The 20,217-nt window shown below is 54.9% G+C and carries 17 protein-coding genes; 11 read left to right on the forward strand and 6 right to left on the reverse strand.

Features of this window, described 5'->3' with window-relative positions:
- Nucleotides 1–46: 46 nt before the first annotated feature.
- From KKH3_RS06955 to hlyD, 4 genes are read right to left on the reverse strand one after another with little or no spacing between them, the layout of a single operon-like run.
- Nucleotides 47–1,159 (reverse strand): ABC transporter permease, encoded by a 1,113-nt coding sequence (locus KKH3_RS06955; protein ID WP_039357384.1) that lies wholly within the window; start codon nucleotides 1,157–1,159, stop codon nucleotides 47–49.
- 9 nt (nucleotides 1,160–1,168) lie between these two features.
- Nucleotides 1,169–2,344 (reverse strand): ABC transporter permease, encoded by a 1,176-nt coding sequence (locus KKH3_RS06960; RefSeq protein WP_039357387.1) that lies wholly within the window; start codon nucleotides 2,342–2,344, stop codon nucleotides 1,169–1,171.
- Nucleotides 2,337–4,079, reverse strand: a complete 1,743-nt coding sequence (locus KKH3_RS06965; RefSeq protein WP_039357389.1) for an ATP-binding cassette domain-containing protein — start codon at nucleotides 4,077–4,079, stop codon at nucleotides 2,337–2,339. The genes KKH3_RS06960 and KKH3_RS06965 overlap by 8 nt, the downstream gene beginning before the upstream one ends.
- Nucleotides 4,072–5,103: a secretion protein HlyD gene (hlyD, locus tag KKH3_RS06970; RefSeq protein ID WP_039357392.1), complete on the reverse strand. Its 1,032-nt coding sequence runs from the start codon at nucleotides 5,101–5,103 to the stop codon at nucleotides 4,072–4,074. Before hlyD ends, KKH3_RS06965 begins: the two co-directional genes overlap by 8 nt.
- A gap of 530 nt (nucleotides 5,104–5,633) precedes the next feature.
- Between hlyD and KKH3_RS06975 the strand changes: the two genes are divergently transcribed.
- From KKH3_RS06975 to KKH3_RS07015, 9 genes are all read left to right on the forward strand, one after another.
- A complete protein-coding gene (locus KKH3_RS06975; RefSeq protein ID WP_039357394.1) occupies nucleotides 5,634–7,757 on the forward strand; it encodes a TonB-dependent receptor in 2,124 nt (707 codons plus the stop codon).
- Entirely contained in the window at nucleotides 7,747–8,766 is a 1,020-nt protein-coding gene (locus KKH3_RS06980) for an ABC transporter substrate-binding protein (protein ID WP_039357397.1), read from the forward strand. The genes KKH3_RS06975 and KKH3_RS06980 overlap by 11 nt, the downstream gene beginning before the upstream one ends.
- The gene (locus KKH3_RS06985; protein WP_039357399.1) at nucleotides 8,763–9,752 is read left to right on the forward strand and encodes a FecCD family ABC transporter permease; all 990 of its coding nucleotides are present in this window, start codon (nucleotides 8,763–8,765) and stop codon (nucleotides 9,750–9,752) included. The genes KKH3_RS06980 and KKH3_RS06985 overlap by 4 nt, the downstream gene beginning before the upstream one ends.
- A complete protein-coding gene (locus KKH3_RS06990) occupies nucleotides 9,745–10,776 on the forward strand; it encodes a FecCD family ABC transporter permease (protein ID WP_039357401.1) in 1,032 nt (343 codons plus the stop codon). Before KKH3_RS06985 ends, KKH3_RS06990 begins: the two co-directional genes overlap by 8 nt.
- 12 nt (nucleotides 10,777–10,788) lie before the next feature.
- Nucleotides 10,789–11,640 carry an ABC transporter ATP-binding protein gene (locus tag KKH3_RS06995; RefSeq protein WP_052201310.1) on the forward strand — a complete coding sequence of 284 codons (852 nt, stop codon included), beginning with the start codon at nucleotides 10,789–10,791 and terminating at the stop codon, nucleotides 11,638–11,640.
- Entirely contained in the window at nucleotides 11,630–12,451 is an 822-nt protein-coding gene (locus KKH3_RS07000) for an IucA/IucC family C-terminal-domain containing protein (RefSeq protein WP_039357403.1), read from the forward strand. Before KKH3_RS06995 ends, KKH3_RS07000 begins: the two co-directional genes overlap by 11 nt.
- A 268-nt stretch (nucleotides 12,452–12,719) precedes the next feature.
- Nucleotides 12,720–14,147, forward strand: a complete 1,428-nt coding sequence (rhlE, locus tag KKH3_RS07005) for an ATP-dependent RNA helicase RhlE (protein WP_039357405.1) — start codon at nucleotides 12,720–12,722, stop codon at nucleotides 14,145–14,147.
- A 176-nt stretch (nucleotides 14,148–14,323) separates the two neighbouring features.
- Nucleotides 14,324–14,767, forward strand: coding sequence for an Xre family toxin-antitoxin system antitoxin (gene parS, locus KKH3_RS07010; RefSeq protein WP_039357407.1), 444 nt, complete (start codon nucleotides 14,324–14,326; stop codon nucleotides 14,765–14,767).
- Nucleotides 14,764–15,234, forward strand: a complete 471-nt coding sequence (locus KKH3_RS07015; protein WP_039357409.1) for an RES family NAD+ phosphorylase — start codon at nucleotides 14,764–14,766, stop codon at nucleotides 15,232–15,234. The genes parS and KKH3_RS07015 overlap by 4 nt, the downstream gene beginning before the upstream one ends.
- 100 nt (nucleotides 15,235–15,334) lie before the next feature.
- Here the strand turns inward: KKH3_RS07015 and pepT are convergent, their stop codons facing one another.
- Nucleotides 15,335–16,564, reverse strand: coding sequence for a peptidase T (pepT, locus tag KKH3_RS07020; protein WP_039357411.1), 1,230 nt, complete (start codon nucleotides 16,562–16,564; stop codon nucleotides 15,335–15,337).
- Between the two features lie 140 nt (nucleotides 16,565–16,704).
- Between pepT and KKH3_RS07025 the strand changes: the two genes are divergently transcribed.
- Nucleotides 16,705–18,300: an ABC transporter substrate-binding protein gene (locus KKH3_RS07025; protein ID WP_039357412.1), complete on the forward strand. Its 1,596-nt coding sequence runs from the start codon at nucleotides 16,705–16,707 to the stop codon at nucleotides 18,298–18,300.
- A 50-nt stretch (nucleotides 18,301–18,350) separates the two neighbouring features.
- Here the strand turns inward: KKH3_RS07025 and KKH3_RS07030 are convergent, their stop codons facing one another.
- A complete protein-coding gene (locus KKH3_RS07030) occupies nucleotides 18,351–19,022 on the reverse strand; it encodes an epoxyqueuosine reductase QueH (RefSeq protein WP_039357414.1) in 672 nt (223 codons plus the stop codon).
- 213 nt (nucleotides 19,023–19,235) lie between these two features.
- Between KKH3_RS07030 and dusC the strand changes: the two genes are divergently transcribed.
- On the forward strand, nucleotides 19,236–20,168 hold the full coding sequence (gene dusC / locus KKH3_RS07035; RefSeq protein WP_039357417.1) for a tRNA dihydrouridine(16) synthase DusC: 933 nt from the start codon (nucleotides 19,236–19,238) through the stop codon (nucleotides 20,166–20,168).
- Nucleotides 20,169–20,217: the final 49 nt, after the last annotated feature.

Here is a 20,217-nt window from a genome sequence, read left to right on the forward strand (position 1 = left end):
GCACAATTTTTTACGCCACTTGGTTATCTTTTTCCCTTATCTGCTATTACGCAATATTCCGTCTAAAAATGGCGTAGGCTGCCGAGCCGGTGGTCAGCGTGATGATGAACAGCGGCCACAGACTTCCCCAGATAATGCTGAAATCTGCATCCTTAAGGTAAATTTGCTTGGTGATGTCGGTGAAGTGACGAATCGGGTTAATCCAGGTGATGTGCTGTAACCAGATCGGCATATTCTCAACCGGCGACACATAGCCGGAAAGCAGGATCGCTGGCATCAGGAAGACGAACACGCCGATAAACGCCTGCTGTTGCGTTGAACAGAGCGAGGAAATCAGCAGGCCAAAGCCCACCAGCGACAGGCCATAGATCAGCATTGTGGTGTAAAACAGCAGCAGCGATCCGGCGAAAGGAATATGGAAAATCAGTATGCCCGCCAGCAGCACGATGGTGGCCTGAAACGTGGCGACAATTAGCGCGGGGATGGCTTTGCCGATGAAGATCTGGCTGGTGGACAGCGGCGAAACCAGCAGTTGTTCCAGCGTGCCTTGTTCCCGCTCACGCGCCACCGACAGCGCCGTAACAATCAGCACGCCGATAGTAGCGATCATGGCAATCAGCGACGGCACCACAAACCATTTGTAGTCCAGATTCGGGTTATACCAGTGGCGCACTACCAGTTCACTGTTGTTGTGCGCTGTATCGTTGCCGGTTGCCAGCAGTGCCAACTGATAATCCCGTACGATGTGCTGCACGTCGTTGGCGGCAATCTGCGCGCTGTTGGAACGTCTGCCATCCAGAATAAGCTGGAGCGATGTACTGTTTCCGCTAGCGATATCACGCGAAAACTGCGGTGGGAAGCGCAGGATGAGAAGCGCACGCTGATTATCCAGCGTAGCAGCGACGTCCTGTGGACTGTGCAACATCTGCACATGTGAAAAGGATTTCGCTTTGGCAAAGCGCTGCGTCAGCTCTATCGCATGCGGCCCGCTGTCCTCGCTGTAAATCGCAATGGTCGCATTGGTGACGTCGAGCGTCGCAGCGAAAGGGAACAGGGAAACCTGAAGAATGACGGGCAACACCAGAATGGAGCGTGTTTGCGGATCGCGCAGCAGTGATTGCAGTTCCTTGATAATCAACGTCCATAGACGATGTAGCATAGTCGCTTCCTAATCCAGCCTGCGCCGGGTTTTCCAGGCCGTCAGGCCAATAAAGACCATCGCGGACAGGATGAGAAACAGCAGGTTAGTCATCAGCACCGTACCGATATTTCCCGCGAGAAACAGCGTTTGCAGCGTACTGACAAAATAGCGTGCCGGGATGAAGTACGACACGCCGCGGACAAATTCCGGCATGCTGTCGATTTCAAAAATAAAGCCGGACAGCATGATGGCCGGTAGAAATGCGGCATTCAGCGCTACCATCGCGGCGTTGAACTGATTGCGGGTGAGGGTGGAGATCAGCAGCCCCATGCCCAGCGTGCTGGCAAGAAACAGGCTGCTGATAACAAACAACAAAATCAGCGAACCGCGGTAGGGCACCTGCATAATGAAGGTTGACACCAGAATACACAGCGTCATGGCGATCATGCCGAGAAAGTAATAAGGGATGAGTTTGGACAGCAGCAGCTCGGCGCGGGTGACCTGCGTGGAGAGCAGTGCCTCCATCGTCCCGCGTTCCCATTCGCGGGCGATGACCAGCGAGGTGAGGATGGCGCCAATCACCGTCATGATGATGGTAATCGCGCCGGGAATGATGAAGTGCTGACTGATGGCGGCTGGATTAAACCAGTAGCGCGATTGCACCTCGATAAGTTGCTCGAACGTGTCGCCGCGATCTTCCGCCCGTTGCTGTTGCCACAGCAGCCAGATGCCTTCCGCGTATCCCTGAACAAAATTGGCCGTGTTGGGTTCGCTGCCGTCGGTGATGATCTGGATCGGCGCGCGATCGCCCGGTCGTGCCAGCCGTTCGGCAAAGTCGGTCGGGATCACGATCAGCCCGCGAATGCGGCCGGCCTGCATCTGTTGAATCAGGAGTTGACGATTATTGCTGACGGTCGGCTCGATAAACGGCGACGCCGCGAAGGTATTCGCCAAATCGCGTGCGTCTTCGCTCTGTTGCTCCATCAGGATACCGACATGCAGGCGGCTGGAATCCAGATTGATGCCGTAGCCAAAGATAAACAGCAGTAGCAGCGGAATCACGAAGGCAATCAGGCCACTGCTAGGGTCACGCAAGATTTGGCGCGTCTCTTTTAGGCACAGCGCCCGCAGGCGGCGTGCAGAAAGGTGCGTGCTACCGTGTTGGCTCGCGCTATCCTGTTTAGCTCCATTCTGCTCAACCATGTTCCGCCTCCCCATCGTAAGCCTGAATCAGCGTGATAAACGCTTCTTCCATCGTCGGCGAGGGCGTCTGTGGGCTGGCCGCCTGATGCTTTAGTTCGTCCGGCGTACCGCTGGCGATCAGCTTGCCGCGATACACCAATCCGATACGATCGCAGTATTCGGCTTCGTCCATGAAGTGGGTGGTGACCATCACCGTGACACCGCGATTGACCATGCCGTTGATGTGTATCCAGAACTCGCGTCGAGTGAGCGGATCGACGCCGGAGGTCGGTTCATCGAGAAACAGAATATCGGGCTCATGCATCAGCGCGCAGGCCAGCGCCAGTCGCTGTTTGAACCCTAGCGGTAGGGCATCCGGCGTTTGGCGGTAAATTGGCTGGAAGTTGAAGGCCTCGGTCATGCTCGCCATTTTATCGCGCTGTGCTTTGCCCGTTAGTCCATAGACGCCAGAGAAAAATCGCAGATTCTGTTCGACGGTCAGGTTGCCGTAGAGCGAGAACTTCTGCGCCATGTAACCTAAATGCTGGCGGGCTTTGCCGGAGCTGGTTTTCAGATCCATATCGAGCACCAGCGCCTTACCGTCAGTCGGCACCAGCAGGCCGCACATCATCTTGAAGGTAGTCGATTTTCCCGCACCGTTTGGGCCGAGCAGGCCGAAAATTTCGCCCCGTTTTACCTGAAAACTGACGTGATCCGTTGCTGCGAAATCACCAAATTTTTTCGTCAGCGCCTGGGCTTCAATCACCGTTTCACCGCCGCTAATGTCAATCTGTGGCATGATGCTTGCCAGCGATGAATCGCTGGCTGGGCCACCGCCCAACAGATCGATAAAGGCATCTTCAAAACGCGGATCGGTGTCGTTCAGGCTACCTGCTTCCAGATGCAAGGCGGAGAGTAACGATGCCCGATCCGCATCGGGTTTCAGCATCAACCGAACGTATTGCCCCTGAATCACACCGTCGCTGACCTGTGGCAGACGTAGCGCTTCCTGTAATACATCCCGATGTCGGCGATCGCCCGTATCAATCAGGATACAGCGTCCCGCCATGCGTGCAGTCAGATCGCGTGGCGCACCGCGATACAGCAGTTCACCTTCGTTCAGCAGCAGCACATCCCGGCACTGCTCCGCTTCATCGAGGTAAGAGGTACTCCAGAGGATTAACATGCCGTCGTCAGCCAGTTCGTGCACCATGTGCCACAATTCACGGCGAGAGATTGGGTCGACGCCCACGCCCGGTTCATCCAGCAGGAGTACCTTAGGCTGTCCCAGCAGCGTACAGGCCAACCCCAGTTTCTGTTTCATACCGCCAGACAGTTTGCCCGCGAGCCTGTCGGTAAAGCGGGTCAGATCGGTAAACGACAGCAGGCGCGCAAAGGTTTCTTTGCGCACAGCGCCAGTAATACCGCGTAGGTCGGCGTATAGCGTCAGGTTTTCCATCACCGTCAGATCTTCATACAGCCCGAATTTTTGCGGCATATAGCCCAAAATGGCATGGAGCTGACGATCTTCTTTGATGGGATCCAGATTCGCCACGCGCAGCGTACCGTGGCTGGGGGTTAATAACCCCGCCAGCATGCGCAGCAGGGTGGTTTTCCCCGCGCCGTCTGGGCCAACTAATCCGGTTACCGCGCCGCTGCGTATCTCGGCGCTGAGGCTGGCAAGTGCAGGTTTTTCCTGTCCGGCAAAGTGTTTTTCCAGCCCATCCAGCGCGATCTGCGTGGGCATGTTAGTCATGGCGAACGGGCTCTTGATTATTGCGGTTGCCATCCTCCGCAGGCACATCTTCAAAACGCAGCGTCACAGGCATCCCTTGGCGTAAACCGTCATCAGGGGCGTTGACGACAATACGCAGGCGGTAAACGAGATCGGTGCGTAAATCTTCCGTTTCGACACTTTTCGGTGTGAATTCGGCACTGGGTGAAACAAAACCGATTTTGCCATGATAAGGCTGGTTAGGTCGGCCATCGGTATAAATCAGCATGTGGCTGCCGGGAACGACACGACCGAGATCTTTTTCACTCACGTAGGCGCGTACCCAGACAGGGCGAGTGAGGGAGAGGGTGAAAACGGTACTGCCAGCCGCCAGCATGCTACCTTTCTCTACGGCACGGGTGAGGATTACGCCGGGAGAGGGAGCCAGCAGTACGGTATCCTGCTTATCCAACTCGGCTTGTGCCAGTCCGGCTTCGGCCTGTGCCACTACGGCCTGTGCAGCGGCGATTTCCTGCGGCCGATTGCCGCGCTCAAACTGGCTCAGTTTGTCTTTCGCTGCCTGTAGCGTCGCAAGCGCTTGATTGCGCGTCGTTCTGGCGTCATCCAGCATGTTGGCAGAAATAACACGTTTATCCCACAGTCCTTGCTGGCGCAGATAGAAGCTGTTGGCATAATCATAGGCCGCCTGACTCTGGACAACCTGAGAGCGCACCTGTGCGATCTCTTCCTGCCGGTAGCCTTCCTGCGCAAGCTGAAGCTGGGCTTGCGCACTGGCGAGGTTCGCCTGTGCCTGGTTTTGTGCGTTCAGATAAGGCACGGCGTCGAGCGTTGCCAGCGGCTGACCTGCCTGTACGGCATCACCTTCATCTACATTTAACTCTGCCGTTCTGCCGCCGACGCGAAAGGCCAGATTGACGGTGCGGATATCGACATTGCCGTAGAGCGTGAGCGGTTTTTCCTGCTGCTTCTGATGGTGATAAAAGCCGTAACCCGCACCGAGCAGGATAAGGACGAGGGCGGCGAACGCCAGTTTTCTCTTGTTCATCACGCATAGTTCCTTGTTTATCAAACATAGTTCCTTGTTTATCAGCGGTGCGTTTGTCGGCGGTAGCGATCCCGCAGGCCGTTAAGAGGGGAGGTCGTTTCTAATTTCTGGAAATGATTAATCATATGACGAGTTACAAGGGTTGATGGTGATTTAGTGTGATCGAGTTCACAAAAATACGTTGCATCCGGTCGAGATTCTCACGTAATACCACCTATATCTGGTGTAACACCTTTATTTTGCTAAAGAAATGGAAAGATTTTGAAAGAATTGTAATTTATTTCATTGGATGATAATAATTGTTATTAGCAATTACATAGCGATCTGGTTGCATTGATGCCTACGACGGGTGATATCCCCTCTCTCAATGCTTGACCAGTCATCACTGCCAAAGTGTTTCGCGTGAAACGAAGCATTTTGGCATTTTTTTGTCCATGTCGCGGTGCCTGTTTTTAGTTAAGTCACCGTCACGGATAGTGATTTGCATTCACGATTGGATACATAACCAAAGGGGAAGGACAGTGAACCAGATGCGCACTTTACTCGCATTGACACCATGCGTGCTGATTGCTCCGGCGTATGCACAGGATGACACGACTAAAAAGGATGTGGCGAGCGGCGATGAGATGGTCATTACCGCCTCACGCTCGAATATCCAGCAGCAGAAAGCGCCGCAGGTGGTCACGGTGATTACCAAAGAGCAAATTGAGCAGCAGATGCAGGTCACTTCCGACTCGTCGCAAATTCTGAGCAATTTGCTGCCCTCGTTCTCCCCTAGCCGTCAGAAAATGAGCGGCAGCGGTGAAACTTTCCGTGGTCGTGCCGCGCTGGTCATGGTCGACGGTATTCCGCAATCCAACCCGTTGCGCCCCACTGGGCGTGAGATGCACACGATAGATTACTCGATGGTCGAGCGTATCGAAGTCATTCACGGCGCGAACGCCACCAACGGAATGGGAGCAACAGGTGGGGTGATTAACATCATTACCCGTCGCCCGGAAAACGGCTCATTTAATCAGCACATCAATGTGCAAACCACGATCCCGACGGAAAAGATTCGCGGCGAAACCGCCAGCTATAAGACGACTTATCGGGTCGACGGACGTGAAGATTATCTCGACTACCTGTTCGCGATTGGCTATGAGAATCAGGGGCTGTATCTGGACGGTAACAATCGTCCTGTCGGCGTGGATAACACGCAGGGCGATACGATGGACTCCCGCTCCTATGACCTGTTAGCGAAAGTTGGATACTGGCTGGATGACTATCAGCGCGTTCAACTGAGCGTGAACCGCTACCATATCAAAGGTGACAATGACTACCTTAGCGTCGACGGCGTGCGCAGGCTCGGTATTCCTACCACGTCGGTACGCGGTACACCGCCGGGTGAGGCACCGAATAACAGCATTTGGACAACGGGCTTAACCTATGAACACCACGATCTGGCAGGGATGAAGCTGTCCGCGTTGGTGTTTAATCAGCGCTATGAGGCACTGTTTGGTGCAACCTTGTCGGATACCTTCCAGGATACGTCCATTGCTCCCCGTGGTACGCTTTACGATCAGTCCCGCTCCGTTGCCAATAAGTACGGTACTAAGCTGGCGTTGACCAAAGACGATCTGCTGGATGACACGCTGAAAGTCACAGTAGGTTTCGATACGTTATACGATAAGGGCAAGCAAGATCTCTACCTGACCAAGCGCACCTATGTGCCGGAGATGGAATACACCAACTATTCACCGTTTGTTCAGGCTGAATATCAACTGCTGGATAACGTCACGTTACACGCGGGCGTACGCCATGAAATCGCCAAACTTCAGGTTAATGATTATCGAACGCTGGCATCCAGTACGGCCTCTCAGGCAGATAATAGTGTATCCGTAGCAGGGGGGAGTCCGAAATTTAATGAGACACTGTATAACGCTGGTATTGTTTATGCGGCGACGGATTCCCTCAGCCTGTTTGCCAACTACTCGGAAGGGTTTGGCATGCCGGATGTGGGTCGTGCGTTGCGTGCCATTGATCAACCCGGTATTAGCCTGAAAAATTTTGACGGCTTTAAGCCGATTGTGACGGATAACGTAGAGACGGGTTTCCGCTTTAAACGTGATAAGTTTGACTTTGAAGCCAGCTACTATGAGTCCAAATCAAAACTGGGCGAACGCGTTCTGGCACAAGGTGATGTCTTTGTGTCCCAGCGTCAGCGTACCCAGATCCGTGGGGTAGAAGTCAGTGCCGGCTACCAGATTAACGAGCAGCATAAAATCAATGCCTCTTACGCCCATAGCGAGGGGAAATATGACAGCAATGGTGATGGCAAGGTGGATAAGAAATTCAACGGCTTGAATATCGCACCGGATCGCCTCATCACCAGCTGGTCAGCGAATTGGAATGACCAATGGAGCTCATTCGTGCAGGCGAATTATGCCTTTGGCCGCAGCTTTGACGATGCGGGCATGGCGTTTGACGGCTATCTGCTGATGGATGCGGCGGTGGGATACAAACTGCCTTATGGTCGCCTCAATGTTGCGGTGGCTAACCTGCTGGATAAGCAATACATCACGTATTACTCACAGGCTGCACTGAATAACAACACGCGCTATTTCTCCGGGCGTGGACGCACGGTGACGCTGGGTTATTCGATTGATTTCTAAGATTAAACGATTTAACACCGTCTTTAATTCAGCAGCACGGCAGCGTTTTACGCTGGCCGTGTTGTTGTCTTTTCTGCTGGTGACTTTGGCGCAGGCGGTGGAACCACCGCGTCAGATTCGGCATGCGATGGGCGTGACGACTGTGACAGGGACGCCGCTGCGTATCGTGACGCTGTTTCAGGGCGCGACGGACTCCGCCGTGGCGCTGGGAATTAAGCCGATTGGCGTAGTGGAATCGTGGACGGAGAAGCCGATTTATCGCTACCTTCGCCCCGCCTTGCAGGGCGTAACGCTGGTTGGGCTGGAAACGCAGCCCAGTCTGGAAACCATCGCGCTACTTAAACCTGACCTCATCGTGGCGTCTACGTTTCGGCATGAGAAAATCTACGGTCTGCTGTCGCAGATCGCGCCGACGATTGCGCTGGACAAGGTGTCTGAATTTAAAGAAACGGTGCAGATGATGGGCGTAGCGCTGAACAGGGAAGATAAGGCGAACGCGATTCTATCCAATTGGGATTGGCGCGTGGATTCGCTGCGTGATCGGTTGAAAGCCCGGTTCGGTGAACGCTGGCCGCTTAGCGTGTCTATTCTTGAATTCCGTGAAGATCACATGCGTAGCTATCTGCCTGCCAGCTTTGCCGGATCGGTGCTATCGGAAATCGGTTTTGTTTGGTCGCGGCCGGAAAGCTATACGGCGGGTGTGATGCAAAAGCTTACGAGCAAAGAGAGCATTCCGGTGGTGGATGCCGATCTGTTCTTTGTGCTGCTGCGTTCAGGTAAGCCAGCGGTTGAGCAGAATTTCCGGGATTGGCAGGCGCACCCGCTCTGGCAGCGACTGCATGCGCCTCAGCAGCAACAGGTGTATCCGGTGGATAACGTAGCCTGGAGCCTGTCTGGCGGTATTTTAGGTGCGAATAACATGCTGGATGATATCGAAAGGCAGTTTGCTGGCAACATGGAGCCTGCTGGCACAAAAAGCGATAGTACAAAGGAGAGTCAGACGCGATGAGAAAATGCATCGTGACGGCAGTGGGAGTTGTATTGCTGCTGCTGAGTATCGTCGCCAGCCTGATGCTGGGACAAACCACCATTTCTCTGGGTGCCGTGTTCAGTTCCCTGTTCCATTACGATCCACAGCAAATCGATCACATTCTGGTGTTGACGACCCGCCTGTCGCGGACGGTGATTGCCATCGTTGTCGGCGCCAGCCTTGCCGTTGCCGGGGCGTTAATGCAGGCGTTGACGCGTAATCCGCTGGCCTCGCCGGGGATATTTGGCATTAATGCGGGAGCCATGTTTGCCATCGTCCTGCTGTCTTCGTTATTTACCTTTTCCTCGCAGATCGCGCTGGCGTGGACGGCCTATCTGGGGGCGGCCGTTGCTGGCATCATGGTGTACGTGCTGGGAACGCTAGGCAACGCTCGTTCTAGCCACTTACGCATTGTGCTGGCCGGAGCCGCCATTAGCGCGCTGTTTATTTCGTTTACGCAGGCGCTGCTGGTGATCAATCAGGATGGGCTGGACAGTATGCTGTTCTGGCTGGCTGGTTCGGTATCCGGCCGCAGCCTGTCGATGCTGTTACCACTCCTGCCATACTTTCTTATTACGTTATTTCTCGCGTTGTTGCTGGCGCGTCACCTGAATATTCTGGTGGCAGGCGATGAGATTGCCAAAGGGCTGGGACAGCGAACCGCGCTCGTGCGTGCGCTGTCCGGGCTGTGCGTGATAGGACTGGCGGGCGGCGCGGTAGCGATAGCCGGAAATATCGGTTTTGTCGGGCTGATCGTGCCGCATATTGTGCGTCGCGTGCTGTCTGCCGATCACCGCTGGCTGCTGCCCGGCTGCGCTATTTTCGGTGCCACGCTGTTGCTGCTGGCCGATGTCGCCTCGCGTTTGCTGATCGTGCCGCAGGAAGTGCCGATCGGCGCAATGACCGCGCTGCTGGGGGCACCTTTCTTCATTTATCTGGCAAGAAGGGGAATGCGGCATGGGTAAGGTGTATACCGTGCGCGTGGGAAGGGTATCGCGCCAGATTGATTGCCGCACGTCTGCGGTGGCGTTGTCGCTCCTGCTGGTGCTGTTAGCCGTCGTGTTCCTCTCGCTGTCTCTGGGCGAGGTGCTGCTGTCGCCCGCGCAGGTGATGTCGGCGCTGCTGGGAAAAGCAGACAGCGGCGTGCACTTTATCGTCAACGATCTGCGTTTGCCGCGTGCGCTACTGGCGTTACTGGTGGGTGGCGCGCTGGCGATATCCGGCTTGATTCTGCAAAGCATTGTGCGTAACCCGCTGGCGTCGCCGGATATTCTGGGGATTACCAGCGGCGCATCGGCAGCCGCCGTATTCTTTCTCTCGTTTCTGGCGACGGCGATAAGCCAGCGCTGGCTCCCTGTGGCAGCGATGGGCGGAGCGTGGATCACCGCCGTCGCCATTTATCTGTTGGCCTGGAAGCAGGGCGCATCGCCGCTGCGGCTGGTGTTGGTCGGCGTTGGGTTGTCCGCCATTATGGGCGCGGCGGTGACCATGATGCTGGTGTTTAGCCCGATAGGCACCACGCTGACGGCCTACGTGTGGCTGACGGGCAGTATTTATGGCGCGCAGTGGCAGCATGTATCGGCGCTGGCGGGCTGGTTGCTGCTTGGCGCACCGTTTCTGGTGGGGCTGGCGCGGCATGTTAATGTCCATGAGCTGGATGATGCGCTGGCCTGCGGGGTCGGGCAATCTGTCGGGCGTATGCGGCTTGCACTACTGACGCTAAGCGTTGCGCTGGCAGGCGCGGCGATTGCCTATGCGGGGGCGATGGCGTTTGTCGGCCTGTTGGCTCCGCATATCGCGAAAAAGCTGGCGAGCCGCTCATTCCCCGGTTTGGCGCTGGTGTCGGCGCTGACGGGCGGATTACTGGTGATGGTGGCCGATTTGATTGGCCGCACGGCGTTCTTACCGCTGGATCTGCCTGCCGGTATTTTTATCTCCGTGCTTGGGACGCCTTTCTTTATCTATTTACTGCTTCGGCAACGTTACTGAGATCGCAAGATTATGCTAGAGAATGTGTTGCCAACACCTATCCCCCCAACTGACCGAGAAGCGATTGCCAGCCAGTCGCTGACGTTGAGTTACGAAAAACAGGTTGTGATTGATACGCTGGATATTACGCTGCCCGCCCAGAAAATCTCGGTACTGGTAGGCAGTAACGGCTGCGGTAAGAGCACGTTATTGAAGTCATTTGCCCGCCTGCTGAAACCCACGAGTGGGACGATTATTGTCAACGGGGCGGATATTCATCGGCAATCCACCGTTGACGTGGCGAAGTCGCTGGCGATTCTTCCGCAAACGCCGACCGCGCCGGAAGGCCTGACGGTCTATCAACTGGTGAAGATGGGGCGTTACCCGCATCAGTCATGGTTGAAGCAGTGGTCGACAACGGATGAAGAAAAAGTGCTTCAGGCGTTGCGCAGCACTGGCGTGCTGGCATTAAAGGATCGTGCGGTGGATTCGCTGTCCGGCGGGCAGCGCCAGCGCGTCTGGATCGCGATGACGCTGGCGCAGGATACCGATATCGTCCTGCTGGATGAACCGACGACCTATCTCGATCTGGCGCATCAGATGGAGGTGCTGGATTTGTTGCGGGAACTGAACGCTCAGCAGCACAAAACCATCGTGATGGTGCTGCATGATTTGAATCTGGCGTGTCGCTACGCGCACCACATGGTGGCCGTACATAATCGAACGGTGTTTGCGCAGGGCAATCCGCGCGACATTCTCACCGAAGCCATGGTAAAGACGGTGTTTAACCTGAATTGTCGCATCATTGACGATCCGTTTTTCGGCACGCCGCTGTGTATTCCGTTTGGACGTGAAGTGGCGGAGCACGCTGCCGATGTTGGCTAACCGTCTGACGGCACAGCAGTGGGCGATGCTCTCCGGCACGCTGCAATTAACCGATGCCTCACTGCGGGCAGGGCAGGATAGTTGCCCGAGCAGCCGGGTGCTGGATCCTGAATATTGCCGCTGGCTGCTGGAAACGCTGACGCCGCCGTTGCTGTCTCCATCGATCAAGATTACCGCCTCGCTGCTGGCGAAACGGATTGGATTCTTAACTACGGCCGCCAGCCTGTACGCCATGTCAGTGTATAACAAAGGGCTGAACATGACGCTGGATAACAGCGTGCTGGAATTCGGACATAACCGCCTGTGGACGTCGACGATGCCGCTGTACGATCTGACGGTGTCCCAGCCGGATCAGGGGCAACGAGACGTGTGGCGCGATAGCCTGTTCGACACGCTGTTTGCTCAACACCTGTCGCCGATCCTACAGACGCTGTCTACGGTGTCGGGTGCGCCGCTGCGCATTCTGTGGGAAAACGTCGCGGTACGGGTGTTTTCGTTATACGAGCAGCGCATTGAGTGGGACGATCCGGCGGCGGCATGTTCACCGGGAATGACGCTGGCACAACAGGTGCAGCAGGATTTTGCCGCTTTGCTGGCTGCGCCCGGCGAGCGTTTTGGTTGTGATGACAACCCGCTGAAACCGTTCTTTCGTGCGAAAACGCAGGTTCCCGTCGCGGGGCGTTCGGTAAGCTTCCGTGACGTGCGTTTTCGTCGTACCTGCTGTTTTTATTACAAGGCCTCGCAGCCGCAGGAATATTGTCAAAATTGCCCCTTATTGCGCCCAGGGAAACGCGGGGAAAAACGTATTTAACGCGCTCACTCGCACTCTTGCCGCGGCGATGGACTGCCGATAGCGAAAAAGCGCACTATCGTAGATAAAAATCCCTTAGCGCTCATAATCTCTGCTACAATCATCGACAGTCATGCACCGTAGTTGTGCTCGTTCATCGTGGTTGTTGCGTATGTTGTTGTTGCGTGAGTTGTTGCGTTAATAGTGGCCCGCCAAACCCGTCTTATTGACCCTCTGAAAACTACACCGGCTGCTGTCCGGTCAGAGCGGATCTGGAGTTGTTCTTTTTATGTCATTTGATTCTCTCGGCCTGAGTGCCGATATTCTGCGCGCGATTGACGAGCAGGGTTATCGCGATCCTACTCCCGTTCAGCGTCAGGCGATTCCTGTCGTGCTGGAAGGGCGCGATTTAATGGCCAGCGCACAAACGGGTACGGGCAAAACGGCGGGCTTTACGCTGCCGTTATTACAATTGCTGACCAGCCGTGAAGTGCAGCACAAAGGGAAAGGTCGCCGTCCGGTGCGTGCGCTGATCCTGACGCCAACTCGTGAACTGGCCGCACAGATTGATGAAAATGTGAAGGCGTACAGCAAGTATCTGAGCCTGCGTTCACTGGTCGTATTCGGTGGGGTGAGCATTAACCCACAGATGATGAAACTGCGCGGTGGCGTAGATATTCTGGTGGCAACGCCGGGACGTCTGCTCGATCTGGAACACCAGAACGCCGTTGACCTGTCACAGATTGAAATTCTGGTGCTGGATGAAGCGGACCGTATGCTGGATATGGGCTTCATTCACGATATTCGCCGTGTGCTGGCGAAGCTGCCTGCTAAACGCCAAAATCTGCTGTTCTCCGCCACCTTCTCTGATGAGATCAAAGCGCTGGCGAACAAATTGCTGACCAATCCTGCTTCGGTTGAAGTTGTGCGTCGTAATACGCCGTCTGAACTGGTTACGCAACATGTGCATTTTGTTGATAAGCGCCGCAAGCGTGAACTGCTGTCGCAGTTGATTGGTGAAAATAACTGGCAGCAGGTGCTGGTCTTTACCCGCACCAAACACGGCGCTAACCACCTGGCCGAGCTGCTGGAAAAAGACGGTATTACTGCCGCTGCTATCCACGGTAATAAAAGTCAGGGAGCGCGTACTCGTGCGCTGGCGAACTTTAAAGATGGCAGCATTCGCGTACTGGTCGCAACGGATATCGCTGCGCGTGGTCTGGATATCGATCAGCTGCCGCATGTGGTGAACTATGAGCTGCCAAACGTGCCGGAAGATTACGTTCACCGTATCGGCCGTACCGGTCGTGCGGAAGCCACGGGTGAAGCGCTGTCGCTGGTCTGTGTGGATGAACACAAACTGCTGCGTGATATCGAACGCCTGTTGAAGCGCGAGATTCCGCGTATCGCTATTGAAGGCTACGAGCCGGATCCATCCATTAAGGCGGAACCGATCGTGAATGGTCGTCAGGGCAACCGTGGCGGCGGTGGTGCACGTAACGGGGCACCTCGCGCGCAGTCTGGTGCGCCGCGCGGTCAGTCCGAGCGCAGTCAGGGCGAACGCCGTCCAGCCGATGGCAATCGCCAGCCGCGTAAAGCGGGCGGTAATAGCGATAGCCCTTGGGGGGGGAATAAAGGCAATAGCGGGAAAGGCAGTGGCGAAGGCCAGCGCCGCGCACCGCGTCCGCAAAACCGCAGTAAGCCAGCGGACAAGTAAAATCGATAGGGAGCCATTGGCTCCCTTTTTTATCGCGTTATTTTGCTGTTGCGGGTTGTGCCGTTTGACGGCGTGGACGATAGAACATCGCTGCGCCAGATCATGGCAAGTCGATGCCCACTATTTGCGCGAAATTACCATTTGGTTATAATAAAAATTCCAAATGGAGGTTTGTCATGAAAACATTTAGCTTATCGACGACGCAGACTCGGCCGCCCCGTTTATGGCAGGTGGCCGGATTACACCATTCCGATGGTGTAGCGCTTCTGGGACAGATTCGCGAAGGCCTTGAGGGCAATGTTGCTAACCTTATCGCTGACTGGGCGAAGATAACGCAAAGCGACCTGCGTAAAATGTCCGGTATTCCGTCAACGACGTTTAGCCGCAGCGTCAAAGCAAGATTTAACGCCGATCAAAGCGAACGGCTAGTGCGTATCATCCGTGTTATCGATCGGGCGGTAGAGCTGTTCGAAGGTGATAAAGACGACGCTCAAAAATGGTTGAATGAACCTAACAGGGCGCTTGGCGGAAAAATACCAACAGAACTGATGGTATCCGAAACCGGGGCTTATGAAGTTATGAAATTGCTCACGCGTCTGGAGCATGGTGTGTACTCTTGATCCTCTATCGGCTGACAAAGACAAAGTATCTTTCTACAGCCTGGACGGGATACGGAGCAAAAGAGGCGGGAGGGCGCTGGAACAGTGTCGGCACCTCGATGGTTTATGTCTCAGAAACCGCATCGCTGACTATGCTGGAGACGCTGGTACACCTGCACGCAGCGCAGATCCTGGATTATTACACGCTAATGCGTATCGATGTGCCTGAAGATCAGATTCAGAGTGCCAATATGGCCGAATTGCCAGACAACTGGGCTGCTGAGGAAGCACCGCCGGATCTGGCGGTGTACGGTGATGCGTGGATCTTTACCCAAAGTTCTATCGCGTTGCGAGTCCCCAGCGCCCTCTCGCCCGTAGAATATAACTACCTGTTAAACCCTGAACACCCGGATTTCTACGGGATTATTCAGAGAGTAGAGGTTATACCGTTCCAGTTTGATCGTCGGCTAAAGCCCGAACGTAAATAAGGCATACGGCCTGACGAAACCAGCGCTGCGGCTGGCGCAGAAGTCGATGATGTTTTACCGAGGCGGACGGATGTCCGCCTTTCTCGTTTTCTGAACGCGACTATTTCGCCGCCAGCAGGCATAAATTCAGCGCCACTTCATACGATTTTACAAACGACGGCACGGGTAAAAATTCAAAGCGCGAGTGGAAATTGTGCGCGCCAGTGAAGAAGTTCGGCGTCAGTAACCCCTTGGCAGACAGCGCGGCACCGTCTGTACCGCCACGCATCGGCGTCACTTTGGGGTCAATACCCAGCGTGTCCAGTGCGGCAAATAGCAGGTCGATGGCTCGGCGATCGTCAGTGATGGCGTTGCTGATGTTGCTGTAGATGTCGGTGAGGGTGTAGGTCACGCTGCCTGTTGGGTACTGCGCGCCAATCTTCTCTGCGATCGCGGCGATTTGCTGCTTCCGCTGTTCAAACGTGGTTAAATCAAAATCGCGGATGGAGACTTTGAGTGTCGCTTCATTGGCGTTCGCCGTCAGATCGTTAAACCAGACATAGCCCTCGCGTCCCTCCGTGTGCTCTGGCGTCTGATGGCGATCGAACTGGCTGATAAAGTCATGTGCCATGAGCAACGGGTTAACCAGCACGCCTTTCGCCGACATCGGGTGAGCTGGCACACCGGTAAAGCGAATTTCCGCGGAAGCCGCATTGAAGTTCTCATACACCACTTCACCCAGTTCGCAGCAGTCGATGGTGTAGGCGAAATCGACATCAAAGCGTTTGAGATCGAGCGCTTTCGCACCACGCAGCCCAATCTCTTCATCCGGCACGAAGGCCACGACAATATCGCCGTGCGGCGTCGCGTCGCTCAGGTTTTCCATGAGCGTCATCACCACGGTAACGGCAGCCTTGTTGTCCGCGCCGAGTACGCTGGTGCCGTCGCTAAAAATAATGTCCTGCCCGACATACGGTAGAATTTCCGGGTGTTCCGCCGTGCGCAGCCAGATGTCCTGTTCGGCGTTCAGACACAGATCTTCACCGGTGAAGCGCAACGTTTGCGGGTGAATGTGCGGTGACAGGCCGACGTCAACCGTATCGATATGGGTAATAAAACCGATGCGCGGTGCGGATGGACAGTTACCCGGCTTCACGGCTGTCACGGTGGCGTGCTCATCGATCACGACATCCTGTAGGCCCAGCGCACGCAGTTCGTCCGCCAGTAGACGCGCCATTTCATGCTGTTCTGGCGTGCTAGGCAACGTTGTCGAACGGGCATCACTTTGGCTGGTGACGGCGAGGTAACGATAAAAACGCGTGCTGAGCTGATGAGCCAGACTAGCTGTCATAACGAATCCTTTTTATTCAGTAAAAGCCATAATCGTTATCCTAACGTAGAAATTATTTCATTTGAGGGTTTTATTTGTCATTTTATCGTCATGATTTTTATAACGGTGTGGTGGAACATAAATAACAAGCGAGGACAGGAATGAAAAAAGCAGGAATACGATTGACTCTGGCCACGTTGACGCTGGCGGTCGCCTCTGCGGCCTCGGCGAATACGTTGGTGTACTGCTCGGAAGGATCGCCAGAAAACTTTAACCCGCAGCTTTACACCTCTGGCACCAGTGTGGATGCCAGCGCCGTGCCAATCTATAACCGTCTGGTGGATTTCAAAGTTGGCACCACGGAGCTGGTGCCCAGTCTGGCGGAACGCTGGGACATCAGCGCGGATGGGCGCATCTATACCTTCCATTTACGCAAAGGCGTGAAATTCCAGAGCAATAAATACTTCAAACCTTCACGTGATTTTACCGCCGACGACGTTATTTTCTCCTTCATGCGGCAAAAAGATCCGCAGCACCCTTACCACAGCGTCTCGAAAGGAACCTATGCCAATTTTGAAAGTTTGTCCTTTGGCTCGCTGATCCAGAGCATCGAGAAAGTGGATGACCACACGGTGCGCTTTACGCTCTCCCATGCGGAAGCCCCATTTCTGGCCGATTTAGCCTGGTACTTCGCGTCTATCCTCTCTGCGGAATATGCCGATGCCATGCTCAAAGCCGGGACGCCGGAGCGCGTGGATATGGAGCCGATTGGCACCGGACCGTTTGAATTAGCGCAGTATCAGAAAGATTCCCGCATTCTGTTTAAGGCGTTCCCCGCTTATTGGGAAGGCAAGGCCAAACTGGACCGGCTGATTTTCACCATCACGCCGGATGCCTCCGTGCGGTACGCCAAGCTGGAAAAGAATGAGTGTCAGGTTATGCCGTTCCCTAATCCTGCCGACCTGCCGCGTATGAAAGAGAACAAGGATATCGTGCTGATGCAGAAGCCTGGGTTGAACACCGGTTTCCTGTCGTTCAATACCCAGAAGGCGCCGACGGATAATGTGAAAGTGCGTCAGGCGTTGACGATGGCGATTAACAAGCCAGCGATTATCGAAGCGGTTTTTCAGGGAACCGGAACGGCGGCGAAAAACCTGCTGCCGCCAGGTGTCTGGAGTGCCGACAGTGACCTGAAGGATTATGACTACGATCCCGAGAAGGCGAAGGCGTTACTGAAAGAAGCTGGCTTGGCGGAAGGCACCACTATCGAATTGTGGGCGATGCCAGTGCAGCGTCCGTATAACCCGAACGCCCGTCGGATGTCGGAGATGATTCAGGCCGACTGGGCGAAAGTGGGCGTGCAGGCCAAAATTGTCACCTTCGAGTGGGGAGAATATCTGAAAAGGGTGAAAGGCGGTGAACATCAGGCCGCATTGATGGGCTGGACAACGGCAACGGGCGATCCTGATAACTTCTTCGGGCCGCTCTTTACCTGTACGGCGGCTAACGGCGGCTCCAACTCGGCGAAATGGTGTTATGCACCGTTTGATAAACTCATTATCGAAGCGCGCGCTTCACAGGATCACGAACAGCGTATTGCCCTGTACAAGCAGGCGCAGCAGATGATGCACGATCAGGCACCGGCCGTCATGATTGCGCATTCCACCATCTTTGAACCGGTGCGCAAAGAAGTGACGGGATATGAGGTCGACCCGTTCGGTAAGCATATTTTCTATCAGGTCGATGTGAAGAAATAAGACGCAATGAAAACGGCACGCCGTAGGGCGTGCCTGACTCTGACGTAGCGTTACTCGGTTTCATCGCCGTAATACAGCTTACCGATGCGGATAATATCGCGCCCCTGTGATTTGCGATGCTTATTGGAATCGCGCAGGGAGTAAATGCAGCCGCAATATTCCTGCTGATAGAAACGTTCGCGCTTGCTGATTTCGATCATCCGTGATGAACCGCCGCCTTTGCGCCAGTTGTAATCCCAGTAAGCGACGCCAGGATATTTCTGCGCGGCGTTATGGCCACATTCGTTAATCTGCTGCATGTTTTTCCAGCGTGAAATCCCCAGCGAACTGGAAATGACGCTAAAGCCGTTTTCGGCGGCGTACAGTGCCGTGCGCTCGAAGCGCATATCAAAGCACATGGTGCAACGAATGCCGCGTTCGGGCTCCCATTCCATGCCTTTGGCACGTTCGAACCAGTTATCCGTGTCGTAATCCGCATCGATGAACGGCACGTTATGCTGTTCGGCGAAGCGGATATTTTCTTCTTTACGGATCAGGTATTCACGCTGTGGGTGGATATTCGGATTATAAAAGAAAATGGTGTAGTCGATGCCTGAAGCGGTGATGGCTTCCATGACTTCACCCGAGCAGGGCGCACAGCAGGAGTGCAGCAGCAGTTTGTCGGCATTATTTGGCAAAGAAAGCTGTGGACGTTGCAGCGCGGCGGTTTTGACATTCGACATAAATAGACTCGTCATACTTCGTTGTGGTCCGCAAGGACGGTGTAGGCACAAATTCGTCACGAATTATTGATGATATGCTCACAAGAGGCAACCTCATGGCTCGTCCAGCGTTATCTTTCCCGTTGCGTTCCCCGTACAATACCCCCTAAGATTGCCTGCTTTTTTTGGCCTGACTGGCTGTGATTAACGATCGAATGGTTACCGAGTAGCGTTATGCGTGTTCTGCTTGCCCCGATGGAAGGGGTTCTCGACTCATTAGTGCGAGAACTGCTGACTGAAGTAAATGATTATGACCTGTGCATCACTGAATTTTTACGCGTGGTGGATCAGTGCCTGCCGGTTAAATCCTTTTATCGCCTTTGCCCGGAATTGCACCATGCCAGCCGCACGCCGTCCGGTACGCTGGTGCGTGTTCAGCTACTGGGGCAATATCCACAGTGGCTGGCGGAAAATGCGGCGCGGGCGGTCGAGCTGGGCTCGTATGGTGTCGATCTCAACTGTGGTTGCCCGTCTAAACTGGTGAACGGGAGCGGGGGCGGGGCAACGCTGTTAAAAGATCCTGAGCTGATTTATCAAGGCGCAAAAGCGATGCGTGAGGCGGTGCCTGCGCATTTGCCGGTCACGGTGAAAATCCGGCTGGGCTGGGATTCTGGCGCTCGCCAGTTTGAAATAGCCGACGCGGTGCAGCAGGCGGGCGCAAGCGAACTGGCCGTGCATGGCCGCACGAAGGAAGACGGTTACAAGGCGGAATGCATCAACTGGCAGGCGATAGGAGAAATCCGCCAGCGTCTGCGGATTCCGGTGATCGCCAATGGCGAAATCTGGGACTGGCAAAGCGCACAGGACTGTATGGCGACAACGGGCTGTGACTCGGTGATGATAGGGCGGGGCGCGCTGAACGTGCCGAATCTTAGCCGCGTGATTAAGTATAACGAACCGCGTATGCCGTGGCCGGAAGTCATGCTGCTGCTACAAAAATATGTGCGGCTGGAAAAGCAGGGCGACACGGGGATGTATCACGTCGCACGCATCAAACAGTGGCTCGGCTATTTGCGTAAAGAATACGACGATGCCACTGAATTATTCAGCGAGATCCGCACGTTGAAGACCTCGGCGGACATCGCACGTGTGATTGGTGAGCCATAAAGGTTCACCGTTTCTTCACTTCTCTTTTCCACTCTCGTGTTTTCATCAC

It is taken from the genome of Pectobacterium actinidiae (assembly GCF_000803315.1).
GTDB classification, from domain to species: Bacteria; Pseudomonadota; Gammaproteobacteria; order Enterobacterales; family Enterobacteriaceae; genus Pectobacterium; species Pectobacterium actinidiae.

Excerpts from the sequence above, each read along its gene's own strand:
- KKH3_RS07025 (WP_039357412.1), top strand. The coding sequence starts at position 16,705 with ATGAAAAAAGCAGGAATACGATTGACTCTGGCCACGTTGACGCTGGCG.
- rhlE (WP_039357405.1), top strand. The coding sequence starts at position 12,720 with ATGTCATTTGATTCTCTCGGCCTGAGTGCCGATATTCTGCGCGCGATT.
- hlyD (WP_039357392.1), bottom strand. The coding sequence starts at position 5,103 with ATGAACAAGAGAAAACTGGCGTTCGCCGCCCTCGTCCTTATCCTGCTC.
- parS (WP_039357407.1), top strand. The coding sequence starts at position 14,324 with ATGAAAACATTTAGCTTATCGACGACGCAGACTCGGCCGCCCCGTTTA.
- KKH3_RS07000 (WP_039357403.1), top strand. The coding sequence starts at position 11,630 with ATGTTGGCTAACCGTCTGACGGCACAGCAGTGGGCGATGCTCTCCGGC.
- KKH3_RS06995 (WP_052201310.1), top strand. The coding sequence starts at position 10,789 with ATGCTAGAGAATGTGTTGCCAACACCTATCCCCCCAACTGACCGAGAA.
- pepT (WP_039357411.1), bottom strand. The coding sequence starts at position 16,564 with ATGACAGCTAGTCTGGCTCATCAGCTCAGCACGCGTTTTTATCGTTAC.
- KKH3_RS06960 (WP_039357387.1), bottom strand. The coding sequence starts at position 2,344 with ATGGTTGAGCAGAATGGAGCTAAACAGGATAGCGCGAGCCAACACGGT.
- KKH3_RS07030 (WP_039357414.1), bottom strand. The coding sequence starts at position 19,022 with ATGTCGAATGTCAAAACCGCCGCGCTGCAACGTCCACAGCTTTCTTTG.
- KKH3_RS06985 (WP_039357399.1), top strand. The coding sequence starts at position 8,763 with ATGAGAAAATGCATCGTGACGGCAGTGGGAGTTGTATTGCTGCTGCTG.
- KKH3_RS06990 (WP_039357401.1), top strand. The coding sequence starts at position 9,745 with ATGGGTAAGGTGTATACCGTGCGCGTGGGAAGGGTATCGCGCCAGATT.
- dusC (WP_039357417.1), top strand. The coding sequence starts at position 19,236 with ATGCGTGTTCTGCTTGCCCCGATGGAAGGGGTTCTCGACTCATTAGTG.
- KKH3_RS06965 (WP_039357389.1), bottom strand. The coding sequence starts at position 4,079 with ATGACTAACATGCCCACGCAGATCGCGCTGGATGGGCTGGAAAAACAC.
- KKH3_RS06955 (WP_039357384.1), bottom strand. The coding sequence starts at position 1,159 with ATGCTACATCGTCTATGGACGTTGATTATCAAGGAACTGCAATCACTG.
- KKH3_RS06975 (WP_039357394.1), top strand. The coding sequence starts at position 5,634 with ATGCGCACTTTACTCGCATTGACACCATGCGTGCTGATTGCTCCGGCG.